General features: G+C 65.8%; 16 protein-coding genes. 8 read left to right on the top strand and 8 right to left on the bottom strand.

The window, feature by feature from the left end; genetic code table 11:
• Positions 1 to 79: 79 nt before the first annotated feature.
• From KHZ24_01600 to mazG, 3 genes are all read right to left on the bottom strand, one after another.
• Positions 80 to 1825, bottom strand: a complete 1746-nt coding sequence (locus tag KHZ24_01600) for a septum formation initiator family protein (GenBank protein ID MBS5449898.1) — start codon at positions 1823 to 1825, stop codon at positions 80 to 82.
• Positions 1826 to 2415: 590 nt separating this feature from the next.
• Positions 2416 to 3708, bottom strand: coding sequence for a phosphopyruvate hydratase (gene eno / locus KHZ24_01605; protein ID MBS5449899.1), 1293 nt, complete (start codon positions 3706 to 3708; stop codon positions 2416 to 2418).
• Positions 3705 to 4649: a nucleoside triphosphate pyrophosphohydrolase gene (gene mazG, locus KHZ24_01610; GenBank protein ID MBS5449900.1), complete on the bottom strand. Its 945-nt coding sequence runs from the start codon at positions 4647 to 4649 to the stop codon at positions 3705 to 3707. Before mazG ends, eno begins: the two co-directional genes overlap by 4 nt.
• 288 nt (positions 4650 to 4937) lie before the next feature.
• Between mazG and KHZ24_01615 the strand changes: the two genes are divergently transcribed.
• The gene (locus KHZ24_01615) at positions 4938 to 6077 is read left to right on the top strand and encodes a 4Fe-4S binding protein (GenBank protein MBS5449901.1); all 1140 of its coding nucleotides are present in this window, start codon (positions 4938 to 4940) and stop codon (positions 6075 to 6077) included.
• Positions 6078 to 6341: 264 nt separating this feature from the next.
• Positions 6342 to 8399 carry a DEAD/DEAH box helicase gene (locus tag KHZ24_01620; protein MBS5449902.1) on the top strand — a complete coding sequence of 686 codons (2058 nt, stop codon included), beginning with the start codon at positions 6342 to 6344 and terminating at the stop codon, positions 8397 to 8399.
• Positions 8400 to 9136: 737 nt separating this feature from the next.
• Here KHZ24_01620 and KHZ24_01625 read toward each other — a convergent pair.
• Positions 9137 to 10573, bottom strand: a complete 1437-nt coding sequence (locus KHZ24_01625) for a flavocytochrome c (GenBank protein MBS5449903.1) — start codon at positions 10571 to 10573, stop codon at positions 9137 to 9139.
• A 347-nt stretch (positions 10574 to 10920) separates the two neighbouring features.
• On the opposite strand from KHZ24_01625, the gene KHZ24_01630 reads away from it, so the two are divergent.
• From KHZ24_01630 to KHZ24_01650, 5 genes are all read left to right on the top strand, one after another.
• Complete coding sequence (locus tag KHZ24_01630) at positions 10921 to 12567, top strand: hypothetical protein (protein MBS5449904.1); 1647 nt, start codon at positions 10921 to 10923, stop codon at positions 12565 to 12567.
• A gap of 248 nt (positions 12568 to 12815) precedes the next feature.
• On the top strand, positions 12816 to 14222 hold the full coding sequence (locus KHZ24_01635) for a GntP family permease (protein ID MBS5449905.1): 1407 nt from the start codon (positions 12816 to 12818) through the stop codon (positions 14220 to 14222).
• A 163-nt stretch (positions 14223 to 14385) separates the two neighbouring features.
• A complete protein-coding gene (locus tag KHZ24_01640; GenBank protein MBS5449906.1) occupies positions 14386 to 15555 on the top strand; it encodes a glycerate kinase in 1170 nt (389 codons plus the stop codon).
• Between the two features lie 200 nt (positions 15556 to 15755).
• Positions 15756 to 17198, top strand: a complete 1443-nt coding sequence (locus tag KHZ24_01645) for an APC family permease (protein MBS5449907.1) — start codon at positions 15756 to 15758, stop codon at positions 17196 to 17198.
• A 60-nt stretch (positions 17199 to 17258) separates the two neighbouring features.
• The gene (locus KHZ24_01650; protein ID MBS5449908.1) at positions 17259 to 18146 is read left to right on the top strand and encodes a proline iminopeptidase-family hydrolase; all 888 of its coding nucleotides are present in this window, start codon (positions 17259 to 17261) and stop codon (positions 18144 to 18146) included.
• A 223-nt stretch (positions 18147 to 18369) separates the two neighbouring features.
• Here KHZ24_01650 and KHZ24_01655 read toward each other — a convergent pair whose 3' ends face one another.
• A complete protein-coding gene (locus KHZ24_01655) occupies positions 18370 to 20325 on the bottom strand; it encodes a Tat pathway signal sequence (GenBank protein ID MBS5449909.1) in 1956 nt (651 codons plus the stop codon).
• A gap of 413 nt (positions 20326 to 20738) precedes the next feature.
• Between KHZ24_01655 and KHZ24_01660 the strand changes: the two genes are divergently transcribed.
• On the top strand, positions 20739 to 22115 hold the full coding sequence (locus KHZ24_01660; GenBank protein MBS5449910.1) for an MATE family efflux transporter: 1377 nt from the start codon (positions 20739 to 20741) through the stop codon (positions 22113 to 22115).
• Here the strand turns inward: KHZ24_01660 and KHZ24_01665 are convergent.
• The 3 genes from KHZ24_01665 to KHZ24_01675 all read right to left on the bottom strand — a co-directional run bounded on the left by KHZ24_01665 (position 22112) and on the right by KHZ24_01675 (position 24985).
• Positions 22112 to 22300 (bottom strand): hypothetical protein, encoded by a 189-nt coding sequence (locus KHZ24_01665; GenBank protein MBS5449911.1) that lies wholly within the window; start codon positions 22298 to 22300, stop codon positions 22112 to 22114. The genes KHZ24_01660 and KHZ24_01665 overlap by 4 nt on opposite strands.
• A gap of 23 nt (positions 22301 to 22323) precedes the next feature.
• Positions 22324 to 23328 (bottom strand): glycosyltransferase family 2 protein, encoded by a 1005-nt coding sequence (locus tag KHZ24_01670; GenBank protein MBS5449912.1) that lies wholly within the window; start codon positions 23326 to 23328, stop codon positions 22324 to 22326.
• Positions 23329 to 23527: 199 nt separating this feature from the next.
• Entirely contained in the window at positions 23528 to 24985 is a 1458-nt protein-coding gene (locus KHZ24_01675) for a helix-turn-helix transcriptional regulator (protein MBS5449913.1), read from the bottom strand.
• Positions 24986 to 25070: the final 85 nt, after the last annotated feature.

The raw sequence follows: 25070 nt of genomic DNA on the forward strand, positions 1-25070 counted from the left end.
GTATGGGGTGCACGCGAAACTGCGGCGAGCAGTCTCCTGCTTGCGGGCTGAGCCGGCACGCCGCCCGCGTTCCACGCGCCTACTGCTGAGCAGGCTCGCCCTCGACGACGATGTCAGCGCCCCCGTTGGCAGTGTCCCCTTCGTCCACAGCTTGAGGCGCGTCCGTCATGGCGCTGTCGCCTGCGCCCTCAGTAACCTGCGCAGGCTCGTCAGCAGGGGCATCGCTCGTCACCGCAGCCGAAACGTCGACGCCAAATATCCGATCGAGCAGGTCTGTCCCCCACGTGTGGGCGTTCTGGCCCGAGCCGCGCGGCACCTCCGCCGGCGTGGCAAAGTCGCTCTGGGTCGAGTCGTCAACGCCGACGACCTTCACGAGGTTCTCGCCGGGGAGCACGAGCCCGAAGCGAGCGCGCGCCTCATCCTCGATGCCCTCCTGGGTCTGGAGGTTGTTGACGCGCGTCTGCATCTGCTCGTTACGCGCAACGTTCTCGTTGAGCTCGTCGGCAAGGCGTTCGTTCTCGCGCACGGCAAGGTAGTAGTCCTGCGCTGGGAAGTACAGCATCGCAATGGCCAGCACGACGACGAGCCCCGACGCAACGAGCGAGACAACGGTCTCCGGCAGGCGAGCCCGCCGCCGGGCGCGCTTGGCGGCACGGTGTGCAGCTCTGCGCTCCTTGCGTGCCGCACGCAAAGCCAGGCGCGTGGGATTGTCCTCGTGACGGCGCGGCAGAGACGGGCGCCAGCCGGCGCGGCCGCGCACGCGACCGTTCGCAGTTTCGGAGGCGTTGGCAGCAGCAAACAGGTCGTCAGCGATGCCGGAGCTCGCAGCAGGATCGGCGCCCTCGGCAGGCTCCTCAGCGGAGGCGCTCGAAGCCGCCGGCGTCTCTGCGACCGAAGGATCAGCGGTGCTGCTTTGGGGAGCCCCAGAAGCATTTCGACCGGGTAGGGGCAGCGACGCCAGCAAGTTTTTCATGCCGCCCGCACGCCTCAGGCCCCGGTGCGAGGTGCGCTCGGGCACGCCCCGCTCCGCCTCGGATGCGGCGGCGTCGGCAGGCGTCGAGACAGGCTCACCCGGCAGGGGCATGTGGGGGTCGGCAGGCTGCTGGGCGTGCGCTGCAACCTCCGCAACGGCAGAGCCGTCCGCAGAAGAAACCGTCGACGGGGAATCCGACACCGCGCTCGCGACCACAGCGCCGGTAATCTGGGGCGCTGAATCGAGCTGGCCGGCAGAGGCGGCGCCCGCCGAAGCGCCCGCGTTTGGCGCCATCCACGGATAGACAGCCGCAGGATGCGCTCCATCGACGGTCGGAGATGTCCCCTGGACTCGCTCCGGGACAGCAGGCCGCACGCCCGTCCCGTGAATATCCTCGTAATCGCGCACGACCGACGTGGGCACAGACGACAGGGGGCCCGTACCAGCAAGGCGCGTCTCCCGGGGAAGCGTCGGCACAGGCGGTTGGGGCAGCGACGTCTGAGGGGGAATGTCGGGCACAACGAACAGCACGCCGCGGCGTTCCTCAGCGTGAGACGCGCTCCCTCGTGAGCTCACAAGCGTCGAGTGCGGAATGGCAGAATCAGCCAGATGCCCTCCGTCACGCACCTGACCAGCAGGAAATGCAGTCGATACACGCTGCACGCCAGCAGAAGCAGAGGGGGCGTCTGCGAAGTGCGGTCGCACCGGCTCAGCGACGCGCTCGGATGGCGCGGGATCCACGGGCGCAACCGAGGCGTCGTCCGCAGACACCGTTGAGGATACCCCCGCAGGCTGGACTCCAAACGCGCCCGGAACCGCCGGGTTGACGGGAGCGTCGGCGTTGGGCAACACGCGCGAGGAGCGCCCCCGCCCAAAGAGTCCACGCTTTTTCGGACGCGCATACGGGGAGGCGTCCTCCCTGGGAGATGGAGTCGAAAACGCAGCAGGCGCGGCATGGCGTGGCGCGCGGCTGTAGGGGCTCGGATCGTCCGCCCCCCAAGTGCCAGCGCCGGAATCAGCGGCATGGCTCAGCGATCCGGCGGGCACGCCCTGCGGCGTCGCCTCGCCAGACAGTCCCCGTTCGCCTCTGTCCTGTCGCTGGCTCATGGTGTTCGTTTCTGCTTCGCATGCGAGCCGACCACCCGCCGTATACAGGCGGGCTCAGTGCAACGATATATCATAGCCGACGCCACCAGCACCCCGAAGCGCCCCGTTCAACCCACAGATAAGCAACGGAGCCCCGTCGCCCTTCCTCCCGCCAGATAAGGACGCGCCGGCTGCCAGGGGACGAGGCATAACCCGTGAATGCGAGTTCTGCAGAAAGGGCCCCGCGTAGCGCCGCACCTCAGTGCATGCGCCCCACGGGGCCCTTTCGAAGCTGTCTGAGCAGGCACGGGTTATGCCTCGGCCCCGCAGAGAGGCCAAGCCCTCGTCCTTATCCCTTATCGCTTGATGCTGTAGAACGTGCTCTCGCCGGGGTAGTCGGCCGCGACGCCGAGCTCGGCCTCGATGCGCAGCAGCTGGTTGTACTTGGCCACGCGGTCGCTACGGCACGGGGCGCCCGTCTTGATCTGGCCGGCGTTCGTCGCCACGGCCAGATCAGCGATGAACGCGTCCTCCGTCTCGCCGGAGCGGTGCGACACGACGGCCGTGTAGCCGGAGCGCTTCGCCAGCTCGATCGTGTCCATGGCCTCGGACAGCGAGCCGATCTGGTTCACCTTCACGAGGATGGAGTTAGCCACGCCCAGCTCGACACCACGGGCCAAGCGCTTGGCGTTCGTCACGAACAGGTCGTCGCCCACGAGCTGCACGCGCTTGCCGATGCGCTCCGTCAGCGCCTTCCAGCCATCCCAGTCCTCCTCGGCCATACCATCCTCGATGGACACGATGGGGAAGCGATTCGTCAGGTCCTCGTAGTAGTCGACCATCTGATCGGCCGTCAGCTCGACGCCCTGGCCCTTGAGGCAGTACAGCTTACGCTCGGCGTCGTAGAACTCCGTCGACGCTGGGTCGGTCGCGAACATGATCTGGTCGCCCAGCGAGTAGCCGGCCTTTTCGCAGGCCTTGGCGATCCACTCGAACGGCTCGGCGTTCGTCTTGAGGTTCGGCGCAAAACCGCCCTCGTCGCCCACGCCGCCACCCAGGCCGGCCTCGTGCAGGACCTTCTTGAGCGTGTGGTAGATCTCGGAGCACCAGCGCAGGCCCTCGGCGAACGTGCTCGCGCCCACGGGCATGATCATGTACTCCTGGAAGTCCACCGTGTTGTCGGCGTGCACGCCGCCGTTGAGGATGTTCATCATCGGGACGGGCAGCACGTGCGCACTCACGCCGCCCAGGTAGCTGTAGAGCGGCATGCCCACGGAGTTGGCGGCCGCGCGGGCCACGGCCAGGCTCACGCCGAGGATGGCGTTGGCACCCAGGCGCGTCTTGTTGGCCGTGCCGTCCAGGTCGATGAGCATGGAGTCGATGGCGCGCTGGTCGAGGGCATCCTCGCCCATGAGGGCGTCAGCGATCTCGCTGTTGACGTGGTCGACAGCCGTCAGCACGCCCTTGCCCAGGTAGCGTGCGCAATCGCCGTCGCGCATCTCGCAAGCCTCGAACGCGCCGGTCGAAGCACCGGAAGGCACGGGGGCACGACCGAACGCCCCGTCGTCGAGCAGGACCTCCACCTCAACCGTGGGGTTGCCGCGCGAATCGAGGATCTCTCGACCGTACACGTCAATGATTTCGCTCACTGGTGCATCTCCTTCGACTTGGCCTCGGCCCAGAGGGCCTCCTGCTCGCTATTGGAAAGGTCGGCGATGTCCCGACCGGATTCCCATGCCTTGTGCTCCATGTACGCCCAGCGGCGGCGGAACTTGGCGTTGGCAGCCCGTAGCGCGCTCTCGGCGTCAATGTGCTCCCATCGTGCCACGTTGACGAGCGCGAAGAGAATGTCGCCGAACTCGAGCTCCCGCTCCGGGCTGCCCGGCTCGGCGGCGTCAAACTCGGCGATTTCCTCGCGCACCTTCGCGCGCACGCCTTGTTCGTCGCCCCACTCAAAGCCCGCCGCGGCTGCCTTGCGCGAGATCTTCTGGCACGCCATGAGCGACGGCAAGGCGGTGGGAACGCTGTCGAGCAGCCCCTCGCGAGCCTGACCGGCGGCGTCGGCCTCGGCGGCCTGCGAGGCGTGCTCGGCAAGCTTTACCTGCTCCCAGATGCCGAGTACCTCGCCATCGTCCTGCGCTGCCGTATGGTCGCCAAAAACGTGCGGGTGGCGGCGGATGAGCTTCTCGTTGAGGTCGCGGCACACGTCATCAATCGTGAACTCGCCGGCGTCTGCGGCGATCTGCGACTGCAAGACGACCTGCATAAGCACATCGCCCAGCTCTTCGGCCAGGTGACGCCGCGTGCGGTTGAAGTCGGGCAGGCCATCGGGCTGCGGAGCGGCGTCGGAGCGTGCGGCCTCGTCTGCCTCGATGGCGTCAACGGCCTCGTAGGCCTCCTCGACCATATTCTTCGCAATGGACGCGTGAGTCTGCTTCCTGTCCCACGGGCAGCCGTCGGGCTGGCGCAGCCGCCAGATCGTGCGCACGAGCGCATCGAAGGCAGGGTGCGCGCCGGGGGCTCCGGGGCGATCGGCGTCGGCTGGCTCGAGCACAGCCGCAGCCTGCTCGTTCGTGCCGGTATCTGCCATATGCAGGCGTCTCCCCTCGTAAAGCATCACGTCGGGTGCATACATGTAAGAAGTATAGTCCGCGCGACAGCCCCGACACGCGCGCGACGGCAACGCGGCCCCGCCCGGCGGTCACACTCGCATCGCCAGCGCCCCCTCGGCGGCCTCGCTCCACCAACCCGCCACACGGGAGCGACGGTCACTCCTGAAGATTGCGCTACGGAAGCCCTCCCTTACTTGAAATAATGCCGCTCGTCTGGGCACAATGAATTGATTCATGCGCGGCACCGTGGAGAGGATTGGGGCGTTATGGCTCGACAGTCAAAGCTGCACGTTGCGGGAGAAACCGCAGAGACGTTCGTCCGGGCCATCGGCCATGAGCCGACGCTGTGCCTGCGCGAGAACTGCAAGGACGCCAAGTGCAGCCTGTGCGTCGATGTCTGCCCCGGCCATGCCGTGCGCGTCCCTGCGACAAAGGACACGCCCGGCGGCGTAAAGCTCACCGTGTCGAAGGGCTTCTGCGTCGACTGCGGCCTGTGCGCCGCCGTGTGCCCCACGAACGGCCTCATCGTCATGGAGCCGGCCATGCGCACGCTGCGCCGCCGGCTGCGCAAGGCCTCCCAGGTGGCGCCCCAGGACGGCCACCTCTACCTCACGTGCGTCGAGACGGGCCTCGCCCAGAAGGATCCCTGCGTCGTCGAGCTCGCCTGCTTGGGCATGCTGACGTGGGAGATGTGGGTCAACCTGATGCTCGACTTCCCCAACCTCGCCGTCTACCTGCCCGGCGAGCTGTGCGGCCGCTGCAAGGCAAAGAAGGCCGAGAGCATGATCGTCGACGCCGTGTGCCAGGCACAGGAAGTTGTGGGCCGCGACATCCTGCTCGTCGAGACGATGCGCGAGCTCGACTTCACGAACAGCGTGGGCGCCGTCGACCCCAAGCGCACGGAGGCATTCTCCGGCGTAGGCAGCGGCCTGGCCGACATCGTGAAGGACATCACGACGACGTCCGACGACGACCTTCCCTCCAACGAGCTGTGCCAGCTCGACTCCCGCAAGATGCGCGTGCGCCTGCGCAAGGAGATGGCGGCCGAGAAGGGCGAGAACACCCCGGGTCTCAAGGGAATCGACGAGCTGGGCGGCACGCTAACGCACGCTCGCTGGGCCATCCTGGACGCCGCCATGCGCTTCCCCGAGATCGCCGAGCGCGTCGAGCTCGACGGCGTGCGCATCGACCCGGCCATCTGCGCGGGCAGCGAGGACAAGGACTGCTCCGCCTGCGCCGACGTCTGCCCGCTCGGCGCGCTCGTCGTGCAGGAGGACGGCAGCCTGGGCGTGCGCGACGCGATCTGCGTGGGCTGTGGCCTGTGCGTGCAGACGTGCACGGAGGGCGCCATCACGCCTTGCAAGGTCCCGTTGGCCACGCTGATCGGCGACGCGCCCACAAAGTAGGGCCCGCGCACTGAACCGCGCGCTCCATATGCATAATCATGTGCTTCTCGCGAATACTTCCGTATCGTGCCGCTGCATGCTGTCCGAAAAGTAATGCCGCGCGTACAATAAATCGATTGCTGAGCCTACGCATCCCTGGGGAACCCACGCACCCTTGCGATTCTGCACCGCTGCTTTCGTGACTTTCGCACGGCACGTCGTGCACACGCGTGGCAAAGCATCCGGAAAGAACCGTAATCGATCAACATGGGAAACTGGAGACACATGGCTACTTTTAACGAACTCGGCCTGTCCGAGAAGACGCTTGCTGCCGTTGAGGCGATGGGCTACACCGAGGCCACGCCCGTTCAGGAGCAGGCTATCCCGCTGGTGCTGGCCGGCCACGACGTGCTTGCCGCCGCCCAGACGGGCACGGGCAAGACGGCCGCGTTCACGCTGCCCGTCATGGACAAGCTCGGCCACTACAAGAAGGGCCAGGGCCCGCTCGCCCTTATCATCACCCCCACCCGCGAGCTCGCGCAGCAGATCGACACCGTCGCGCGCGCCGTCGGCAAGAAGACGGGCCACTGGGTGCTCACCGTCGTCGGCGGCCTGAGCTACCGTCCGCAGATCAACGGTCTGCGTCGCGGCGTCGACGTGCTCGTCGCCACCCCCGGCCGCCTCATCGACCTCTACGAGCAGGGCGCCCTGCAGCTCGACTCCGTGCAGACGCTCGTCCTCGACGAGGCCGACCGCATGCTCGACATGGGCTTCTGGCCCGACGTCAAGCGCATCATCGACGTGCTGCCCAAGGAGCGCCAGACGCTGCTGTTCTCGGCCACGCTCGACGAGAGCGTCATGAAGACGATCGGCAACGAGGTTCACGATCCCCAGTACGTCGAGATCGCCCACAAGGGCACGGCTGCCGAGACCGTCGAGCAGTTTGTCGTGCCCGTCTCGTCCATGCAGAAGCCCGACCTGCTCAAGGCCGTGCTCGACGAGAAGGGCCACAAGAGCGTCATCGTCTTCACGCGCACGAAGTTCCGTGCCGAGAACCTGGCCGAGCGCCTGTGGCGCGAGGGCTTCGAGACGGAGGCCATCCACGGCGACCGCTCGCAGGCCCAGCGCAGCCGTGCGCTCAAGGCGTTCCGCGACGGTCGCGTTGACATCATCGTGGCCACGGACGTTCTGGCCCGCGGCATCGACGTGTCCGGCGTCAACTACGTCATCAACTTCGACGTGCCGATGGATCCCGAGGACTACATCCACCGTATCGGCCGTACGGGCCGTGCCGGCGAGGAGGGCTTCGCCATCACGTTCGTGACGCGCGAGGAGCTGTTCGACCTCTACAACATCGAGTTCCTCATGCAGAAGACGGTGCCGACGCTCGAGATCGCCGACTTCGACTTCGATGACAACGCCCCCTACCTCGACCCCGAGCGCACGTGCGACCGTCGCCCCCGCAAGGGCGGCAAGGGTGGCAAGGGCGGCCGTGGCCGTGGGCGCGGCGGCGATCGCGGCGGCCGCGGCGGGTTCCGCGAGGAGCGCCGCGACCGCGAGGGCTTCCGTGGCGATCGCGGCGGCCGCGGCGGCGAGCGTGGCGGGTTCGGCGGCGGCCGTCCCCGTCACGGCGAGGAGGGTAACTTCGAGCGTACGCGTCGCCAGAGCGACCACGTCGAGGACGTCGTGCGCGCCGACGCCGCGCTGACGGGCGAGCCCGCTCCCCGTCGCGACGAGCGTCCGAGCTTCCCCGAGAGCAGCGCCGGCCGTCCCGCGCGTCGTGACCGCGGCTATCGCTCCGACGAGCGTGCCGATCGCGGCGGTCGCAGCTACGGTGAGCGCTCCGAGCGCGGCGGGTTCCGCGAGGACCGCGGCTACGGCGATCGTCCCGAGCGCGGTGGCTATCGTGGCGACCGCGGTTATGGCGAGCGTTCCGACCGTGGCGAGCGCGGTGGGTTCCGCGAGGATCGCGGCGAGCGTGGCGGCTATCGCTCCGAGCGTTCCGGCTCCGATCGCGGCTATCGCGGCGGTCGCTCCGACGAGCGCGGCGGCTCGCGTGATGATCGCGGATATCGCGGCGGCTCCAACTCCGAGGGTCGTGGTTACCGCTCCGAGCGTTCCGGCGGCAACGACCGCGGTGGCCGCAGCTACGGCTCCGGTGAGGACCGCGGCTACCGTGGCAAGAGCGGCAGCGGCTCTTCGCGCGTCTCGAGCAAGTACTCCTCGGGCGGCTACAAGAAGAACGAGGGCGGCAGCGGCAAGCCCGGCGGCCCCCGTGCCTACGGCGAGTCGCTCCGCAAGGGCGGGCGCGACCGTCGCCCCGGCGACCGCGGCGGCTACTAGGCCGACAACTGGCGCGCTCCCGCGCCTCCTGACATAGCGTGACCCAAACGGGCCGCAGGTGGAAGCGATTCCCCCTGCGGCCCGTCTTCGTATGCGCACTCGGCACCGGCCGTCGTGCGGTCAGGCGGCAGCCGCATCCGCTGCCGCGAGCAGAGGGTACCCCATCCAAACCCGGAACGCGTCGCCACTCGCATCAGCGCCCGCCCGCCGGCAACGAAGCTCTCTCCTGAACCCAGTTCGCCGGCTCGAAGGCCCGCCTTCGTCGCCAAGCCGCCCGTTCGCGGCCAGGAATCGAGCTCGTGTACGGCCGCCCCTCAGAACGCGGGACGGCTCTCTGACGCGACCTGCGGTTTCGCTGCGATGCACGGCCAGCCGGCCTAGATTCGGCATACACGAGCTCGATTCCTGGCCAGGATTCCTCTTTGCGCCGCAAAACACGCGCGCGACGTCCCCGGAAGCTCCCCGAGAAGGCGCCGCGGGCCACACGGGTGCCCTCGGAAGGCATCCCGCCCGCTCCCGCAAATCCGCAGGGATCCCTTTCGGGCCCTCCAGCGCCAGCCCGTCCTCTCCAGCAAACGCAAAGGGCCCCGCACGCCGAAGCGTACAGGGCCCTTGGGGAGCGCACGAGCCACGTCAGCGGCAGGGCCGCCGGCGGGCTCGAATACGCGCAAGAAAAGGGAGGCGTACCCGGACTCGCGTAAAGCTCACGGCCGTCCGGGCACGTTCCCGTGGGAGAGCTACAGCGTCGCAGCAGCCTTCTGGCCAGCGTTGATGCCGAACACAGTGATGTCACAGATGGCGTTGCCGCCGATGCGGTTGGCGCCGTGGATGCCACCGGTGACCTCGCCGGCCGCGAACAGGCCGGGGATCTTCTCGCCCAGGATGTTCAGGGCCTGGGAGTCACCGTCAACGTAGATGCCGCCCATGCAGTGATGGATGCCCGGGTACACGGGGATGGCGTAGAACGGTGCCGTCTCGAGCGGGGACACGAAGCCCGTCGTGCGGCCGAACGGATCCTCGGCGCCGCCCACGGAGGCGTTGTACGTGTCGACGGTGGCCTGCAGCGCATCGGCAGGCATGCCGAGCGTCTCGGCGAGGCCGGCAAGATCATCGGCCTTGATGCTCATGCCCTTGTTCTCATAGTTGGCAGCGGCCTTGTTGTTGTCGTAGACCGTCTGGTCGTAAATGACCCAGATCTTGCCGTCGGTCTGCTCGAGCTCGGCGGCGGACACGACGTCACGCGTGCCCATGTCGTTGACGAAGCGGTTGCCCTCGACGTTAACGAGGATGCCGCCACCGCCGCGGATGCCCTCAGCGACGAGCGAGCCGTCCGCATAGACGGTCGGGTGAATCTGGATCTGGCTCATCTGGATGAGGTTGGCACCGACCTTCTGGGCCATGACCATGCCGTCGCCGGTGATGCTGGCGGCGTTGGTGGAGACAAACGTCTCCAGGTCGGGGCGGTACATCTTGATGAGGTCCTTGTTGGAACCGAAGCCACCCGAGGCCAGGATGACGGCCTTGGCGCTGTACTCCGTGCCGTCCTCAGCCTTGACACCCACGACGGCGCCGGACTCGTCGGTCAGCAGCTCGGAAGCGCGGCACTCGTACACGACCTCGATGCCGGCCTCAACGCAGGCGGCAGCGATAGTGGGCACGTAGGAGGCGCCCACCGCGGAGCCGTCCGTGGGACGGTGGCAGCGCGGCACGGACATGCCGCCCGTCGTCGTGATGTTGTCGAGCACGAGGCCGTGCGCGGCAAGCCAGTCGATGGCGGCAGCAGAGCCGTCGCACATCTGCTCGACGAGAGCGGCGTTGTTCCAGTTCTTGCCGCCCTTGATCGTCTCCTCGATGAACAGGTCCGTCGAGTCCTCGATGCCCTGGTCCTTCTGGTACACGGTCTCAGAGGCGTTCATGCCCGACGACGAGAAGATGGTGTTGCCGCCCTCCATGGCGTTCTTCTCAAGGATGACGACCTTCTCAGCGCCAGCCTCCTTGGCAGCCAGCGCGGCGCACATGCCAGCGCCACCCATGCCCACGACGACGATGTCGTAGGCAGCGTCAGCGGCAGCGGAGCCCTCGGCAGCGAAGGCGCTCACGGCGCCAGTGCCCAGAGCGGCGGCGGCCACAGCAGCGGCGCCAACAAACGAACGACGATTCATCTCAATAGCCATGTGCACTCCCCTAGTCTTAGTGGACAATCCACTACTCGTGAGCACGACACAAAAATGTGGACGCGCTCGCGTTCTGCCTCCGGCCAGGCGCGGTCGCGCAAGGGCACGTGCTAAACCGACCCACGCCGTAGGCTTGCAATAGTATGCCCCATTTCACTCCTCTTTGTCTTCACATATTCGGAGGGAAATGCCACAAGGTTCGTGAGCTGGAGAAACGGGGAGCGAATGTCCCCTCACACTTCCCGTCTCCCCCCGAATATGTGAAGCAATCTGTCGGCGGTTACGTGAGCTAAGATGGGCCTGTAGTGCAACGCGACGGATCACAGGGCGAGAGGAGGCGGACAGACATGCCAAAACGGGAGCGCACCCTCGTCATCGGAGGCCTCGCGCTGTACTGGCCGCTCCTCACGCTGAGTAAGACAGCGCTCGATGCGGCGTTCTCCGACACCGCACAGCTCGGTGCCCTTTCGCTCGTCCTCTCGATCGCGATGATCGCGTGCGCGCTCGCCATGCCCCGAGCTAATCGCCTCCTCGGCACGCCCTCCTCCAACCCCCGGCCCGCCGTGCTCTGCGGAACAGCAACGTCGGCCATCCTTGCGCTCGGAATGGCCCTGCCTAACGGGGCCGTCATCGAGGCCCTGCTCGGCGGGCTTGGCTGCCTCGCTGCCGCCGTGACAATCTCCCTGCTGACGCTCGCCTGGGGAGAGGCCGTTGTACGCGGCCTCGATGACGCGAGCGCCTCCAGGAGCTTCGCAAGTCAGCTGCTCATCGACGTGGCCGTATCGCTGTTCCTCAGCTTCGCCGTGCGCCTAGTGACGGCCCTCCTCACGGGGGCGGGCGCTGCCGTGCCACCTGGCAGCGTCGTGCTTATCGCCTATCCCCTGCTCGCCTGCCTACCGCTGCTGGCATACGCACGCGGGGCGCAAACGACCCTCGCGCAAGGCTCCGCAGAGAGGCACCCCGACGAAAAGGAGTGCGAGCGTGGCGCCTCTCCAGACGCCGAGCGCGCTTCCCTCTCCCAGCAAATCGCATCGCAGGCACAGCGAGAAAACCGCGCGCCCCTCGTCGAGGGCAGCGAGCGATGGCTCCTCATCGTGGCAGCACTGTTCGTCGTACTCGTCAGCGCGCTGGCAGGCATACGCACATCGGGCACCTCCGTCTACCCCATCGACCCTTCGGGCACGCGCTACTACCTTGCGCTGGCATTCTCTGGCGTTCTCGCAGTTTGCTCGTGGGCCCTCCGCGCGCAGCCGGCCGTGGGGCGTGCCGTGAGCTGGGTCGCCACAATCGTGCTTGCCTTTGCCGGCGTGTTGCTCACGATGAGCGCCAACGCGGGAGCGAGCACCCTCGGCATCAACGCCCTGCTCGTCGCGCGTCTTGTCGTCTGGACGCTCTTCTGGATGCTGCCCGTCGAGGCGGCGGCGCGGCGCGCTGTCGCGGGCCGGAATATCGCGGAGATCCCCTGCGCCACGAGCGCCCTCCTGGCCCGTTACTATCTCGTGCCCCAGGCCATCGCCTACCTGGCAACGGACAGCCTGTTCATGTTCGGCCCCTCAGCGACAGAGCCCGCGGCCCGCGGCGCCTTCGACATCGTCACGCTGCTCATTGCCCTGGCCCTCATGGCCTGCGCGCTCGTCATCGCCGCACTGCTCGCCTCCCAGGGCACGCGGACCGCCTCCCCCGCCACCGGCTCCACAGACGCGACGCAGGCCGGCACGTCTGCCGGCGAGGCAAGCCCCTCCCCCAGCGCGCCTCCCGCCCTTGACCCACGCCATGCCGTCTGCCAGGCTCTCGCAGAAGAGTTCGGCCTCACCGAACGCGAGGCAGCCGTACTTGAGAGCCTCTCGCAGGGCCACACGGTGCAGCGCATCGCCGAAGAGCAGGGTGTGACGCCCAACACGATCCGCACGCACACAAAGGGCCTGTACCGCAAGCTCGACTGCCATGCAAAGCAGGAGGTCATCGACCTCGTAGCCGGCCGCATCGCACGATAGGGGCGTATCCCACCGGCACCTTGGACATCACCAAGCAAGCTCAGCGACCCCACCTGCGCAAGCTCCCCAAGCCCCATCGCACGAGCGCCACACAGAAAGCCGTTCGGCGGGGCATTTGCCGCCACAGACGGTCTGCAAGCCAAGAAAAGTCGTCGGGTTTCCCCTCCCCTCCTAGAATGCGCCCTGGTCGTTAATGCGGCCTTAATGCAGGGAGTTTCAGTAGCTGGCGTCGGAGGAAGGACAGGCCCATGACGGGCATCGCGCTCATCGTCGCGTTCGTGATCGCCATCGTGCTCATGATCGTGATGATCTCCAAGTTCAAGATCCACCCGTTCATCTCCATCATGCTCGTCTCGCTCGTGTTCGGCCTCGTGGCGGGCATTCCGCTCGTCGACCAGACGCTCGACGACGGGACGAAGGTCTCCGGCATCGCGTCGGTCATCGGCGCCGGCTTCTCGGGCACGTTCACGAGCATCGGCATCGTCATCATCCTCGGTGCGCTCGTGGGCTCCATCCTCGAGGCGACGGGCGGCGCGTTCAAGCTGGCCGACATGGTCGTCAAGCTCGTCGGCAAGAAGCACCCCGAGATCGCCATGGCGCTCATGGGCTGGATCGTCTCCATCCCCGTGTTCTGCGACTCGGGCTTCGTCATCCTGAACCCCATCCGCAAGGCCATCGTTAAGCGCACGGCCGCGAGCTCCGTCATGCTCACGGTGTGCCTGTCGGCCGGCCTGTACATCTCGCACGTGTTCATCCCACCGACGCCCGGCCCCATCGCCGCAGCTGGCTCGCTGGGCCTGTCCGAGGACCTGCTGCTCGTCATGGGCATGGGCGTGCTTGCGTCCATCATCCCGCTCATCGCCGGCATCCTGTACGCCCGCTTCATCGGCAAGCGCGTCAAGGCCGCCGATGAGGCCGACGCCGCAGAGACCGTCGCCACGTACGAGGAGCTCAAGGCTCAGTACGGCACGCTGCCCGGCGGCTTCAACACGCTGGCCCCCATCGTGGTGCCCATCGTGCTCATGGCCCTCGGCTCCGTCTCGTCCATGGCCGGCTGGACTGGCGTCATCGACGACCTGCTGACGTTCTTCGGCACGCCGATGATCGCCCTGGCCGTCGGCACCGTGTTCGGCGTCATCCAGCTCGCCTCGACGGGCAAGCTCGACAAGTTCTACGACCTGTGCCAGGAGACGCTCAAGGTCGTCGGCCCCATCCTGTTCATCACGGCCGCCGGCGGCGTGCTGGGCAAGGTCATCTCGTCCACCGACATCGTGAACTTCATCAAGAGCCAGGCAGGCGCCCTGGAGATGCTCGGCATCTTCTTCCCGTTCCTGCTCGCCGCCATCCTCAAGACGGCGCAGGGCTCCTCGACGGTCGCCATCACGACGACGGCCGGCATGCTCGCCCCCCTCATGACGACGCTCGGCTTCGACATGCCTGTCGCGGCCGCCCTCGCCGTCATGGCCATCGGCGCTGGTGCCATGACGGTCAGCCACGCGAACGACTCGTACTTCTGGGTCGTCACGAACTTCGGTGCCATGCAGCCTGACCAGGGCTATCGCACGCAGACGATCGCGACGGGCATCCTGGGCGTCTCCGGCATCGTCGGCATCTGGATCATCTACATGATCTGTGGGGCCATGGGCCTGGCGTAGGCCAGCGTTCAACCTCGGCGGGAATCCCCCCGATCGCGTTACAATTGACCGAGCTCTCGTCTGGGCCCGCGCGAGATCACCGAATCCGCGCGGGCCCGTCGCATGAAAGGAGGCCGTGGTGTACTCGAACTTCCTCATCGTCCCCGACTCGTTCAAGGGAACCATGAGCGCTATCGACGTGTGCCGCATCATGGCCGAGACGCTGCAAGAGCGCTTCCCCGACGCCACGATTCGCACCATCCCCGTGGCCGACGGTGGCGAGGGCAGCGTCGACGCCTTCCTGGCCGCGCTGCCCGGCAAGCGCATGGAAGCCACCGTGTGCGGGCCCTATCGCGAGTCCATCCCCTCGTACTACGGGCTGCTCGACAACGGGACAGCCGTCATCGAGATGGCCGCAGCGGCCGGCCTGCCCCTGGTGGGCGAGAACCGCCACGCCGAGAAGACGACGACGTATGGCGTAGGCCAGCTGCTGCTCGATGCCCTGGACCACGGAGCAACGCGCGTCATCATGGGCCTGGGCGGCAGCTCGACCAACGACGGCGGCTGCGGTATGGCAGCGGCGTGCGGCGTGCGGTTCCTCGACGAAACGGGCGAGGCATTCGTGCCGGTGGGCGAGACGCTGTCGCACATCGCGCATATCGACATGCGGGGGCTCGATCCGCGGCTCAAGGACGTCGAGATCGTCACGATGTGCGACATCGACAACCCGCTGTGCGGCACGACGGGAGCAGCGGCCATATTCGGCCCGCAGAAGGGCGCGACGCCCAGCCAGGTTCGCATGCTGGACGAGGGCCTGGCGCACCTGGCGTCCGTCATCCTGGCCGACCTGCGGCGCTACGTGCTCAGCGTGCCCGGCGGCGGCGCGGCGGGAGGCATGGGCGCCGGCATGGTGGCGTTCTTTGGGTCGCCGTTGCAGATGGGCATCCAGACCGTGCTCGACACGGCCGGCTTCAACGAGCTCGTGCGCGAGGCGGACGTCGTGTTCTCGGGCGAGGGCTGCTTCGACGGTCAGTCACTGCACGGCAAGGTCGTCGTCGGCGTGGCGAGCCGCTGCAAGGCCGCCGGTAAGCCGCTCATCGCCGTGGCAGGCGCCATCGACGACACGGTCATCGCCTCGGCCGTCGAGGCCGGAGTGAGCCACCTGTGCTGCATCAACCGTACGGGCGTGCCGCTGTCCATCGCCCTGAAGCACCCGCGCTCCAACCTTGCGCATACGATGGGCCTGCTGTCCGAGGTGCTGGCGACGACGTCCGTGAACGAGCTGCCTCCGCGTATCCATCTTCCCGGCGACGCTGGAGCCGAGGAAATGCCCGGCGCGATGATGCCGTTCTAGCGCGTTTCAGGTTAGCCGACTGCGCCGGTCGCGGGGCTCTGGAGCCCTCTCGGCCGGCGCATTATTTTTCACAACAGAAAATCCGTAAAACGTACTATTCTTCACCACAAGTCTGCTGTGCATGGGGGATGGGAATGGGGACCGTGCCCTGCGTGCAACTGAGCTGACGCAGTATAGGCAAACGACCGTTAGGAGCTGTCATGGCTCACGAACCCTCCCCCGGCAACGAGCTCAAGCACGGAGCCATCGGCACGCTCGCGCTCGTGTTCCTCGTCATCGCCGCAGCCGCGCCCCTGGGCGCCTCCGCAACGAACACGCCGCTCATCTTCATGCTGGGCAACGGGGCAGCGGCGCCGATGGACTTCGTGTTCATAGGCATCCTGCTGCTGTTCTTCTCCGTAGGCTTTACGGCCATGGCGTCGCACGTGACGAACGCCGGCGCCTTCTACACGTACATCTCCATGGGCATGGGAAAGAAACTCGGCACAGCAGCGGGCTACGTCGCCGTCGCCGCCTATAACATGCTCTCCGTCTACCTCGTGAGCGCCGGCGGAACGTTTGCAGCCTCCATCATCGAGCAGGAGATAGGCGTCGCCATCCCCTGGTGGGTCGTCTCGCTCATCATGGCGGCCATCATCTTGGTGTTCAGCTACTTCGGCATCGAGGGTGGCACGAAGTTCCTCATGGTCTGCCTCGTGTGCGAGGTCTCCGTGCTGGCGCTCGTCGACGTGAGCGTACTCATCCACGAGGGCTTTGGCGCCTACACGCTCGAGTCGTTCTCGCCCGCAGTGTTCTTCTCCGGCGCGCCAGGTCTGGGCGTGTGCTTCGCGTTTTTGTGCTTCATCGGCTTCGAGGCCACGGCCATCTTCGGCGAGGAGACGAAGAACCCGCGTAAGACGGTCCCCCGCGCCACGTTCATCGCTGTCATCGTCATCGGCCTCGTCTACTCGCTGTCTGCCTGGTCGGTCATCGCGGCCGTCGGTGCCGACAACGTCGTGCAGATGGCCACAGACGACCCCTCAGGCCTCTACCACTCCGTCGCCGTCGAATACTGCGGGGACATCGTTGGACACATATTCTTCTGGCTGCTGCTCATCTCGAACTTCGCGTCGTGGATGGCCTCGCATAACATGGCGTCACGCTACCTGTTCGCCTTCGCGCGCGCCGACCTGCTCCCCAAGGCCCTGTGCAAGACGAACGCCCACAAGTCGCCGTTCATCGCGTCGTGCGCCAACATGGTGTTTGGCGTTGGCCTCGCCTTCATCCTGGCCGCGTTCGGCCTCGACCCCTACAGCCAGATCGGTGCCATCTGCTCTGCCATCGCCATCGCAGGCATCATGGCCCTCGAGCTCATCGTCTGCATCGCCGTGTTCATGTACATGCGCAAGCACAATGCCGAAGAAGGCTTCGGCCACAACGTCTTTCAGACGACTATTGCGCCCGCCATCGCCCTTGTTGGCATGATATACGTGCTCTATCTCGTGCTGAGCAACTTCCCACTGCTCACCGGCTTTGAGGGACTGCCCGTGAACCTCTTCCTGGGCGGCCTCATGCTCATCGTCGGCATCGTCGGCTACGTCGTGGCCGTCGTCCTGGACAAGAAGGGGAAGCTGGCTGACCCCGTCTCTATCGAGGTCGACTAGGGTCCGCACCAGCACAGCCCTTCTGCACCGAACCGTCTGTATGCTTGAAAGGGAGAACACATGGCAGAGATCAAGGAAGTCTACGTCGACTATCTGGGCTACAAAACGTATTGCAAGATCGTCGGCGAAAGCCAGCCCGGCAAGAAGCCGCTGCTCGTGCTGCACGGCGGCCCCGGCGACTGCCACAACTACCTGCTGGAATATGCCGAGATAGCCGACCGCTACGGCCGCCAGGTCATCTTCTACGACCAGATCGGCTGCGGCAAGTCGGCCATCCCCCCGCAGGATCCCGACTTCTACAACTACGACCTGTGGGTCAACGAGTTCTACGCCGTGCGCAAGGCCCTCGGACTCGACAACATCCACCTGTTTGGCAACTCGTGGGGCGGCATGCTCGGCATGCTGTGCATGATGAAGGACGACACCGGCGTGAACTCGTTCGTCATCAACTCGTCACCCGTGCGCATCCAGAGCTGGCTGGACGCCGCGAACCACCTCATCACGTTCCTGCCGCTCGAGATGCAAAACGCGTTGGCCGAGGCCGAGCGCACCGGCGACTACGGCACCGTGCAGGCCCGCGCCGCCTACGACGAGTACTACAAGCGCCACGTCACCGGCATGTACGAGAAGGACTACTCGCAGAACCTCAAGGACTCGTTCGCGGGCGTCGGCGAGTGCTACATGATCATGCAAGGCGCATCGGAGTTCGTCGTGACCGGCAAGATGCGCGACTGGGACATCCGCGAGGGCGTCAAGAACATCAAGGTTCCCTGCATGGCGCTGTCCGGGACCGACGACGAGGGCTCGCCGTGGGTCATCAAGGAGGGCGTCGACCTCATCCCCGGCTGCGAGTGGACGCTCATCCAGGGCGCGCCGCACATCGCCAACGCCACGCACCCCAACGAGTGCATCGAGGCCGTCGAGGGCTTCATCAGCCGCTTCGACTAAGGCCGGGAAATCTCGCAAGTCTCGACTTTTGATTGCATGCAAGCGCTGCCCGTCCGCCAGAGAGAGGCGGGCGGGCAGCGCTGTTTTTCGCGCAGGGGGACAGCACACGAACCCCAATACGTAGAAAAGGGCCCCGCGTGCCATCAGCTAGCACGCGGGGCCCTCGTGTTGGCACATCCGGCAAAGCGCCGGGGCGTGCCCGGCACTTTGTCCTCGTAAGGCGTTATGCCGTGGCGCCGCCATCGGAGGTAGCGCTCGCGCCGGCATCGGCACTTGCGGAGCCGACGGAGCCGCTCACCTCGCCGTCCTGCGCCGTACCCGTCGCGTTCGCATCGGCAAACGCCGTCACCGTGCGCGTCGCTGCGCCGTCCTCGGGCTCTGCATAGGAGAACTCGATGTCGTCACCCACCTGGTACGTCACGATGGGCAGCAGGCCCGGCAGCGCAAAGTCGTAGATGACACCGGACTCGTCGCCCTCGAGCGTCACGTAGAAGTGCGAGTTGCCGTCGACGACGCCCTGCGCCATCGTCGCGATCGTGCCACTCGCCTGAGCACTCACCTGGGTAACGGCCTGCTGCGCCGTCTCGTCATCAAGCATGCCCTGCTCGGCGAGGAGCTTGACGTAGTTCTCCTGCGTCTCGGCCACCGTGTCGCCGACGGCCACGTTCTGGTACTGCTGGATATTGACCATCGCATACTTCTTGACGAGGCCCGCGCCGTCCTTGAGCGCCATGAAGTACGTCGGCTGGTTCTCAATATTGAGTAGCAGGGGGAACGTCGCCGTGTACTTGAGGTTCTGGACCGCGCCCTCGGCAGACGACATGGCCGAGTCCTCCGTAGCGCCCGCCACGGAGAAGAAGCGCGAGTCACCCGTGCGCTGGTTCACGAGAATGAAGCCGATGATGGAGTTGTCGGCCGTGACGGAGCTCACGCCGGAGTACAGGTAGACGTCGTCGTTCTGGGCGATGTAGTTGTAGCCGAGGTTGCCGTCGGTGCCCGGCGTCGTGCGCACGACGTTCTTCTGGCCGAGCCAGGAGTTCAGCCAGCCGCCGGAGTACAGGCCGCTCCAGTTGTACTGCTTGATGAGCAGGTCGCTCGGGTAGGCGCGGTCAACCCACTGGGGGCAGTCCTCGATGGCATAGTCCTGCGTCTCGCCCGTGCTGGCGTTCACAAGCACGACGCGCTGAATCGTCGTGCCCTCGAACAGGCCGATCGTGCGCTTCTGCACGGGGAAGACCCACCACGGCGTGCCGTCCTCATCGATCTCGAACGACTTCTCGTCGAACATGTACGTGGGATACTTGAGCTGCACGTAGCGATCAATGTTGCGGGCAAGCGGCTCGCTCTCGGAGTACTTGATGGGCTGCTCGAGCTTCACGACCTGCGCTTCCTGCGTCGTCATGTCAACGACAACGTAGGCGGGGATGCCCTCGGCGCGGTTCGTGAACCACTTGAAGAGATCGGCGTAGACGAGCGGGCTCACGCGCACCGGCTTGCCGTGGTAGTTGATCTGGCTGTATGCCGTTGAGATCTCGAACTGGCTCACATACTCGGGGATGGAGCCCATGGCGCGGTTGCCGAGCAAAATGGCAGAATCGCGGTCGATGACGGGCACCTCGGAGTAGTTGACCGGCTGGATGTCGGATGCGAAGTCGCCCTCCTGCGTCTCGAGGACCGTAGCGTAGCGCTCGGCGTTGCCCGGGATGATGGACATGCCCGTAAGGATGCCGACAACGTACGCCACGACAACGGCACCGGGAATCACGAGCAGGCGACGCAGCAGCGTACGCTTAGACTCGCAGCGGATAGAGGCCACCCACAGAGCGCCAGCGACGAGTGCGGCGATAAGGATGAGCCAGCTCCACACCTGGGTGCTATGCAGGTTGATGGCCGGGTGGAACCACCAGTAGCAGAAAACGAGCACGATAACGGCAAGGATGCCGAGCACGATGAACGCGCGCTTGCTCCACGTGGCGATCGTCTCCATAACGGAGGGACGAGGCTCGTGAGGAGGCTGGCCGTCAGAGCCGTCGCCGCCCGTCACCGTGGCGTCGACGGGGATGGTGTTTGAGCCGTCCTGGCTCTGACCTTGCTGGCCCGAGCCGCCCTGGCCGGGAATCGGGAAGCCAAACAGGCTGCCAAAGAGGTCGTTGAGGTTGGGGCCCTGTCTGTCGCTCACGTAAGGTCTCCTCTGGTTTGTGGTTGGGGGCAGACGTATTGAACTTGTACCCACAGGCCGCACGTGTGTCGCATACGCTACCCGGATATCTGAAATCTGACGTGGCCCTGACAAATGGCAGAAGATCCGCAGGCAGAGAGGTCACTCCCGTTTTGTCAGCGCAGCGTCAGGGCAAGCCGCTCGCAGAAAACCTCTCGAGAGCCAGTTGGTGAGCAACAGCCGGCCCTTCGGCGAAGTGCGGCGCAGCAGAGGCGCCCCATGGCTATAGTGTGCCACGCAGGGTAACAAACGATGGGGCAGGCCACCACAAACCAAGGCCACGCCCCACCTGGCATCCAAGGAGCCCCATGGCACCGACAGCACCGCCATCTGCATCCGCGTCCGACAAGCCCGCCGCCCGGCCGCGCGGCGACATGACGCGAGGCGCCATTCTGCCGACGCTCGTGCTGTTTGCCCTGCCGATGCTGGTGACAAACTTCTTCCAGCAGTTCTACGTCACCGTGGACTCGATGATCCTCGGCCACTGGGCAGGCAACGTCGCGCTGGCAGCTGTCTCGAGCTGCGCCTATCTCATCTCGACGATCACGTGCTTCTTCTTCGGCGTCTCACTCGGTGCTGGCGTCGTGCTCGCCCAGCTCTTCGGCGCGCGTAACTACGCCCGCTTCGGTCGGGCCGTCTGGTCGGCCGGGGCGCTCGCCATAGCCGGCGGCCTCATCATGACAGCCGTCGCCTGGCTCATCTCCCGTCCGTGCCTGGCGCTCATGAACCTGCAGGGAGACGTGCTCGACGCAGGCACGCTCTATATGCGCACGTATGCGCTCAGCATGTTGCCGATGGTCATCTACAACATGGGATCCGCCGTATTCCGCTCGCGCGGCGACTCGCGCTCCCCCATGGTCATCCTCATCATCTCGTCGTTGTTCAATCTCGCGCTTGCCTACGTGTTCGTGGCCGTGCTCGACATGGGCGTGCTGGGAGCAGCCCTCGCCACGGCGCTGGCACAGACGCTGTCGGCCTGCATCACGCTCCTGCGCATCCGCAGCCAGCGCGAGCAGTTCTATATGGCAGGCACGAGGCCCACGATAGACGGCACCATCGTCCGCAAGATGCTGTCCATCGGCCTGCCCAACGGTGTGCAGCAAACGGTGATCTGCCTGTCGAGTGTCATCATATCGTCGCAGGTCAACCTCTATGGCATCGAGGCTATGGACGGATTCGGCGCCTACTCGAAGATCGATGGCTGGCTCTACATGCCCGTCGGCGCCATTCAGGGTGCCATCACGACGTTCGTGGGGCAAAACGTTGGCGCGCGGCGCTTTGACCGAGCCAAGCGCGGCGTGCTTGCCGGCGTCGGCGTCAACGTCGGCATCACGATCGCGCTCGTGAGCGCCATGTGGGCACTGCGCTACCCCGTCCTCGGCATGTTCTCGCCCGACCCAGAGGTCGTGCGGCTCGGCATCCAGGCCATGTCCGTCATCGTGCCGCTGTACTTCCTCTACGCGACGTACATGGGCATCGGCGGGTTGTTCTTCGGCGTGGGATCGACAGTCGTGCCGATGATCCTCGCCGTGGCGTTCATGTGTGTGCTGCGCATCGCCTGGGTGCTCGGTGTGCAGGCCGTGGCACCGGGTCTGCCGGGTATTTACGCGAGCTACCCCGTTGCCTGGGTGTTCATGGTGACGGGCATGCTGGCGTACTATCGCTGGGGCACGTGGAAGTACAAGGACGAGATCCGCAGCGGCAAGAGCCTCGCGGAAAGAACGGCCGAGGCCTCGCCTACCACCAACTAGCCGCGCTTCGAGCCCTGTCGAGAAATGCCGCCCTTGTGGCCGCACGCTTTGTTGGGGCCCATGCCCTTCTTGGCGCGGACGTCCATGCCGCCCGCATGCCCAAAGCCGCGGCGGGCTTCCTTTTCGCTCAGGGCCCGCAGCCACGCCTCGCGCTGGGCGCGCGCGTCGCCGCCGTCCCCCGCCACGGCCCGCCTCTGTCCGTCCTGGCTCACTGCAGCTCCTCTTCAACGATGTAGCGGGGCCGATGCTTCGACTCGAGGTATATCTTGCCGATGTACTCGCCCACGACGCCGAGCGACACCATGACGAGGCCGCCGACGAACCAGATGGAGACCATGATGCTGCCCCACCCCGCCACGGCCCGTCCCGTCAGGGCGCTCACAAGCACATAGACGAGCATGATAAAGCTGACGAGCAGCGTGAGGGCGCCAGCGAGCGTGATGAGGTGGATCGGTCTGTCGCTAAACGACGTGATGCCGTTGAGCGCAAACGCCAGCATCTTCTTGAGCGGGTACTTCGACGTGCCGGCAAAGCGCGCCGCGCGGTCGTAGTAGAGGCGCTCCGTCTTAAATCCCAGCATCGGCACGATGCCGCGCAAGAAAAGATTGACCTCCGAGTATTGCGAGAGCGCCTCGAGCGCCGGGCGACCCATGAGGCGGTAGTCGGCGTGGTCCGGCACCGTCTCCGCCCCGAGCAGGCGCATGAGCTTGTAGAACGCCTCGGCCGTCGAGCGCTTGGCCACCGTGTCCTTGTCGCGGCGCCGGCGCACGCCGTAGACGATCTGCGCACCGCTGTCCCAGGCCTCAACCATCTGCGGGATAAGACGCACGTCATCCTGCAGATCGGCATCGATGGAGATGGCAGCGTCGGCTCCGCGCCGCAGGGCAACCATGAGCCCACAGTACAGCGCGTTTTGGTGGCCGGCGTTATGCGCGAGCTTCACGCCCGCAAACAGGCCGTCACCAGCGGCATTCCGATGCAGCCCCTCGATCAGCTCCCACGTGGCGTCCGAGCTGCCGTCATCGACAAACAGCACGCGGCTCGCCGGGCCGATCGATCCGGCGGTACGCATCGCGCGCAGGATATCGCCGAGGCGCCGCGCCGTCTCGGGCAGGACCTCCTGCTCGTTGTAGCAGGGCACGACGACATAGAGGGTCGGCGCATTCTGCACGCGGGAGGCCGTCTCGCCCACGGCAGGAGCCGTCCCCACCATCCCATCATCACCCACCGCCGCGCGCTTTTCCATGGAGTAGCCCCATCCGTCAGCAGAGAAGCAGATCCCACCACTATAGGAGGGCGCGCTGCGCCGTCCCCCACATGTGGCGTGTCTTTACCGAACTTCCGGCATGCTTAACGGGGCCTCGTGACCAGACTACTCGTCAGCTCCGCCAAGCTCCTCGAGGAGCAGACTGCTAGCATCGCCGTGCCTGAGACTCCAGCACCAGCTCGATAAGCTCCTGCTGAGAACGGATGCCCATCTTCTGATAGATATGCTTGACGTGCGTTCGCACCGTATTGTGCGAGATGTGCAGGTCTTCTTGCATAAAGGGGACGTTGCGGCCGCGCGCAAGATGGCGCAGAACGTCGCGCTCTCGATTCGTTAAGCCATACGTGACAGCCAGCTTTTCGCAGCACGCCGCAAATGCCTCCCCAGTGCCGTCGTCATCATGCGACACAACGGGCATCGGGGGCTGTCGCACGTTGCTCACCGCCTCTTCGAAGCTAAAGCCCTGGAGCAACACTAGGCTGAATGCGGTGAAAAGCAGCGTCAACAGTGCCACGATCGGTATAAATGCGGCGGAGTCGGTGGCGAGAAGCGACCCGAACAGCGTTCCTATGCCCGTTCCCGCCAACACGCCCGCCTGCATGATGCCAATGCCCCAAGCGCTCGTCAGCAGACTTGCCGCCGGGCTACGATATCCGATAACAGCAAGCCCATACCGCGCAAAAACAACGAACAGATCGGCGCCAGACGTGAGCAGAGCGTTGGGCGCAGAGCTGCCAACAAGCTGTGGCACCAGCATGGCAAGCAATCCAGATATCACAAGCAGTGTCGACCCCTGGTACAGGACGTCTGCAGACACGATACGTCGACGCGCCGCGCACCACAGCGCGACGATCACGAGGGGCACCATCACCAGCGGAGCTTGAACTGCCACACCCATCGAGGCGTTGAACGTGAGCGACAGCCCATAGGCAACCCGCAATACGAACATCGCCACAAAAAAGCGATGTGAGAACGGCAGGAATGCGCCAGGCTCCGTCACCGCATGATCACGGGCCGCCCCTCCCGCCGCGCTGGCATCGCCCCAGCGCCCAAGCGCTTGCCTGATGACCGGCCATCCGGTAGCGAGAAAAAGCAGAGGCACTGCCAGGTAGAGGCCAAATCCCCACGCAAACGGGAGGACGCTCAGAGCGCCCTCCGGCACATACGCAGCAATGAGAGCGCATACAAGCATCGGCAGAGAGCGCGCTGGCCCTATAGTTGTTAGCGCCATGGCAGCCAGGAGCTCGGCAGATGCCCGTGCGATGCCAAACACAATGGCTCCAACCGCAATGACACCCGGTGCCCTCACTGCCAGAGCGATGGCGAGCAGGCATGCCCCAAGAGCCAAACCAGAAACGGTGGCTCCCAGTATCCGACGCTCCGACAGCACGCGGGACCAGCGATACGCCAGCAGCGCGATGACGAAGTAAAGAACAAGCGACGACAAGCTCACCGCCTCGCGCAGGTATGTATGCACGCCGAGGTAGAGCGGATACGCGTACGTATTAATGAGCCGCACCTCGAAGAAGCCCAGCGCGAGAGTCGCAAAGATCCTTACAAGAGTTCGAATCTCGCCCACCTTGATATCCGTCAGGCCAGTCACGACGCCTCCCCTCGACAGGCCACACCGCCCCCAGTCGATATATCTTCTAAAAGCGCATGTCCTCACCCAGCCTGAGTGATTCTCT

It is taken from the genome of Coriobacteriia bacterium (assembly GCA_018368455.1).
GTDB lineage: Bacteria > Actinomycetota > Coriobacteriia > Coriobacteriales > UMGS124 > JAGZEG01.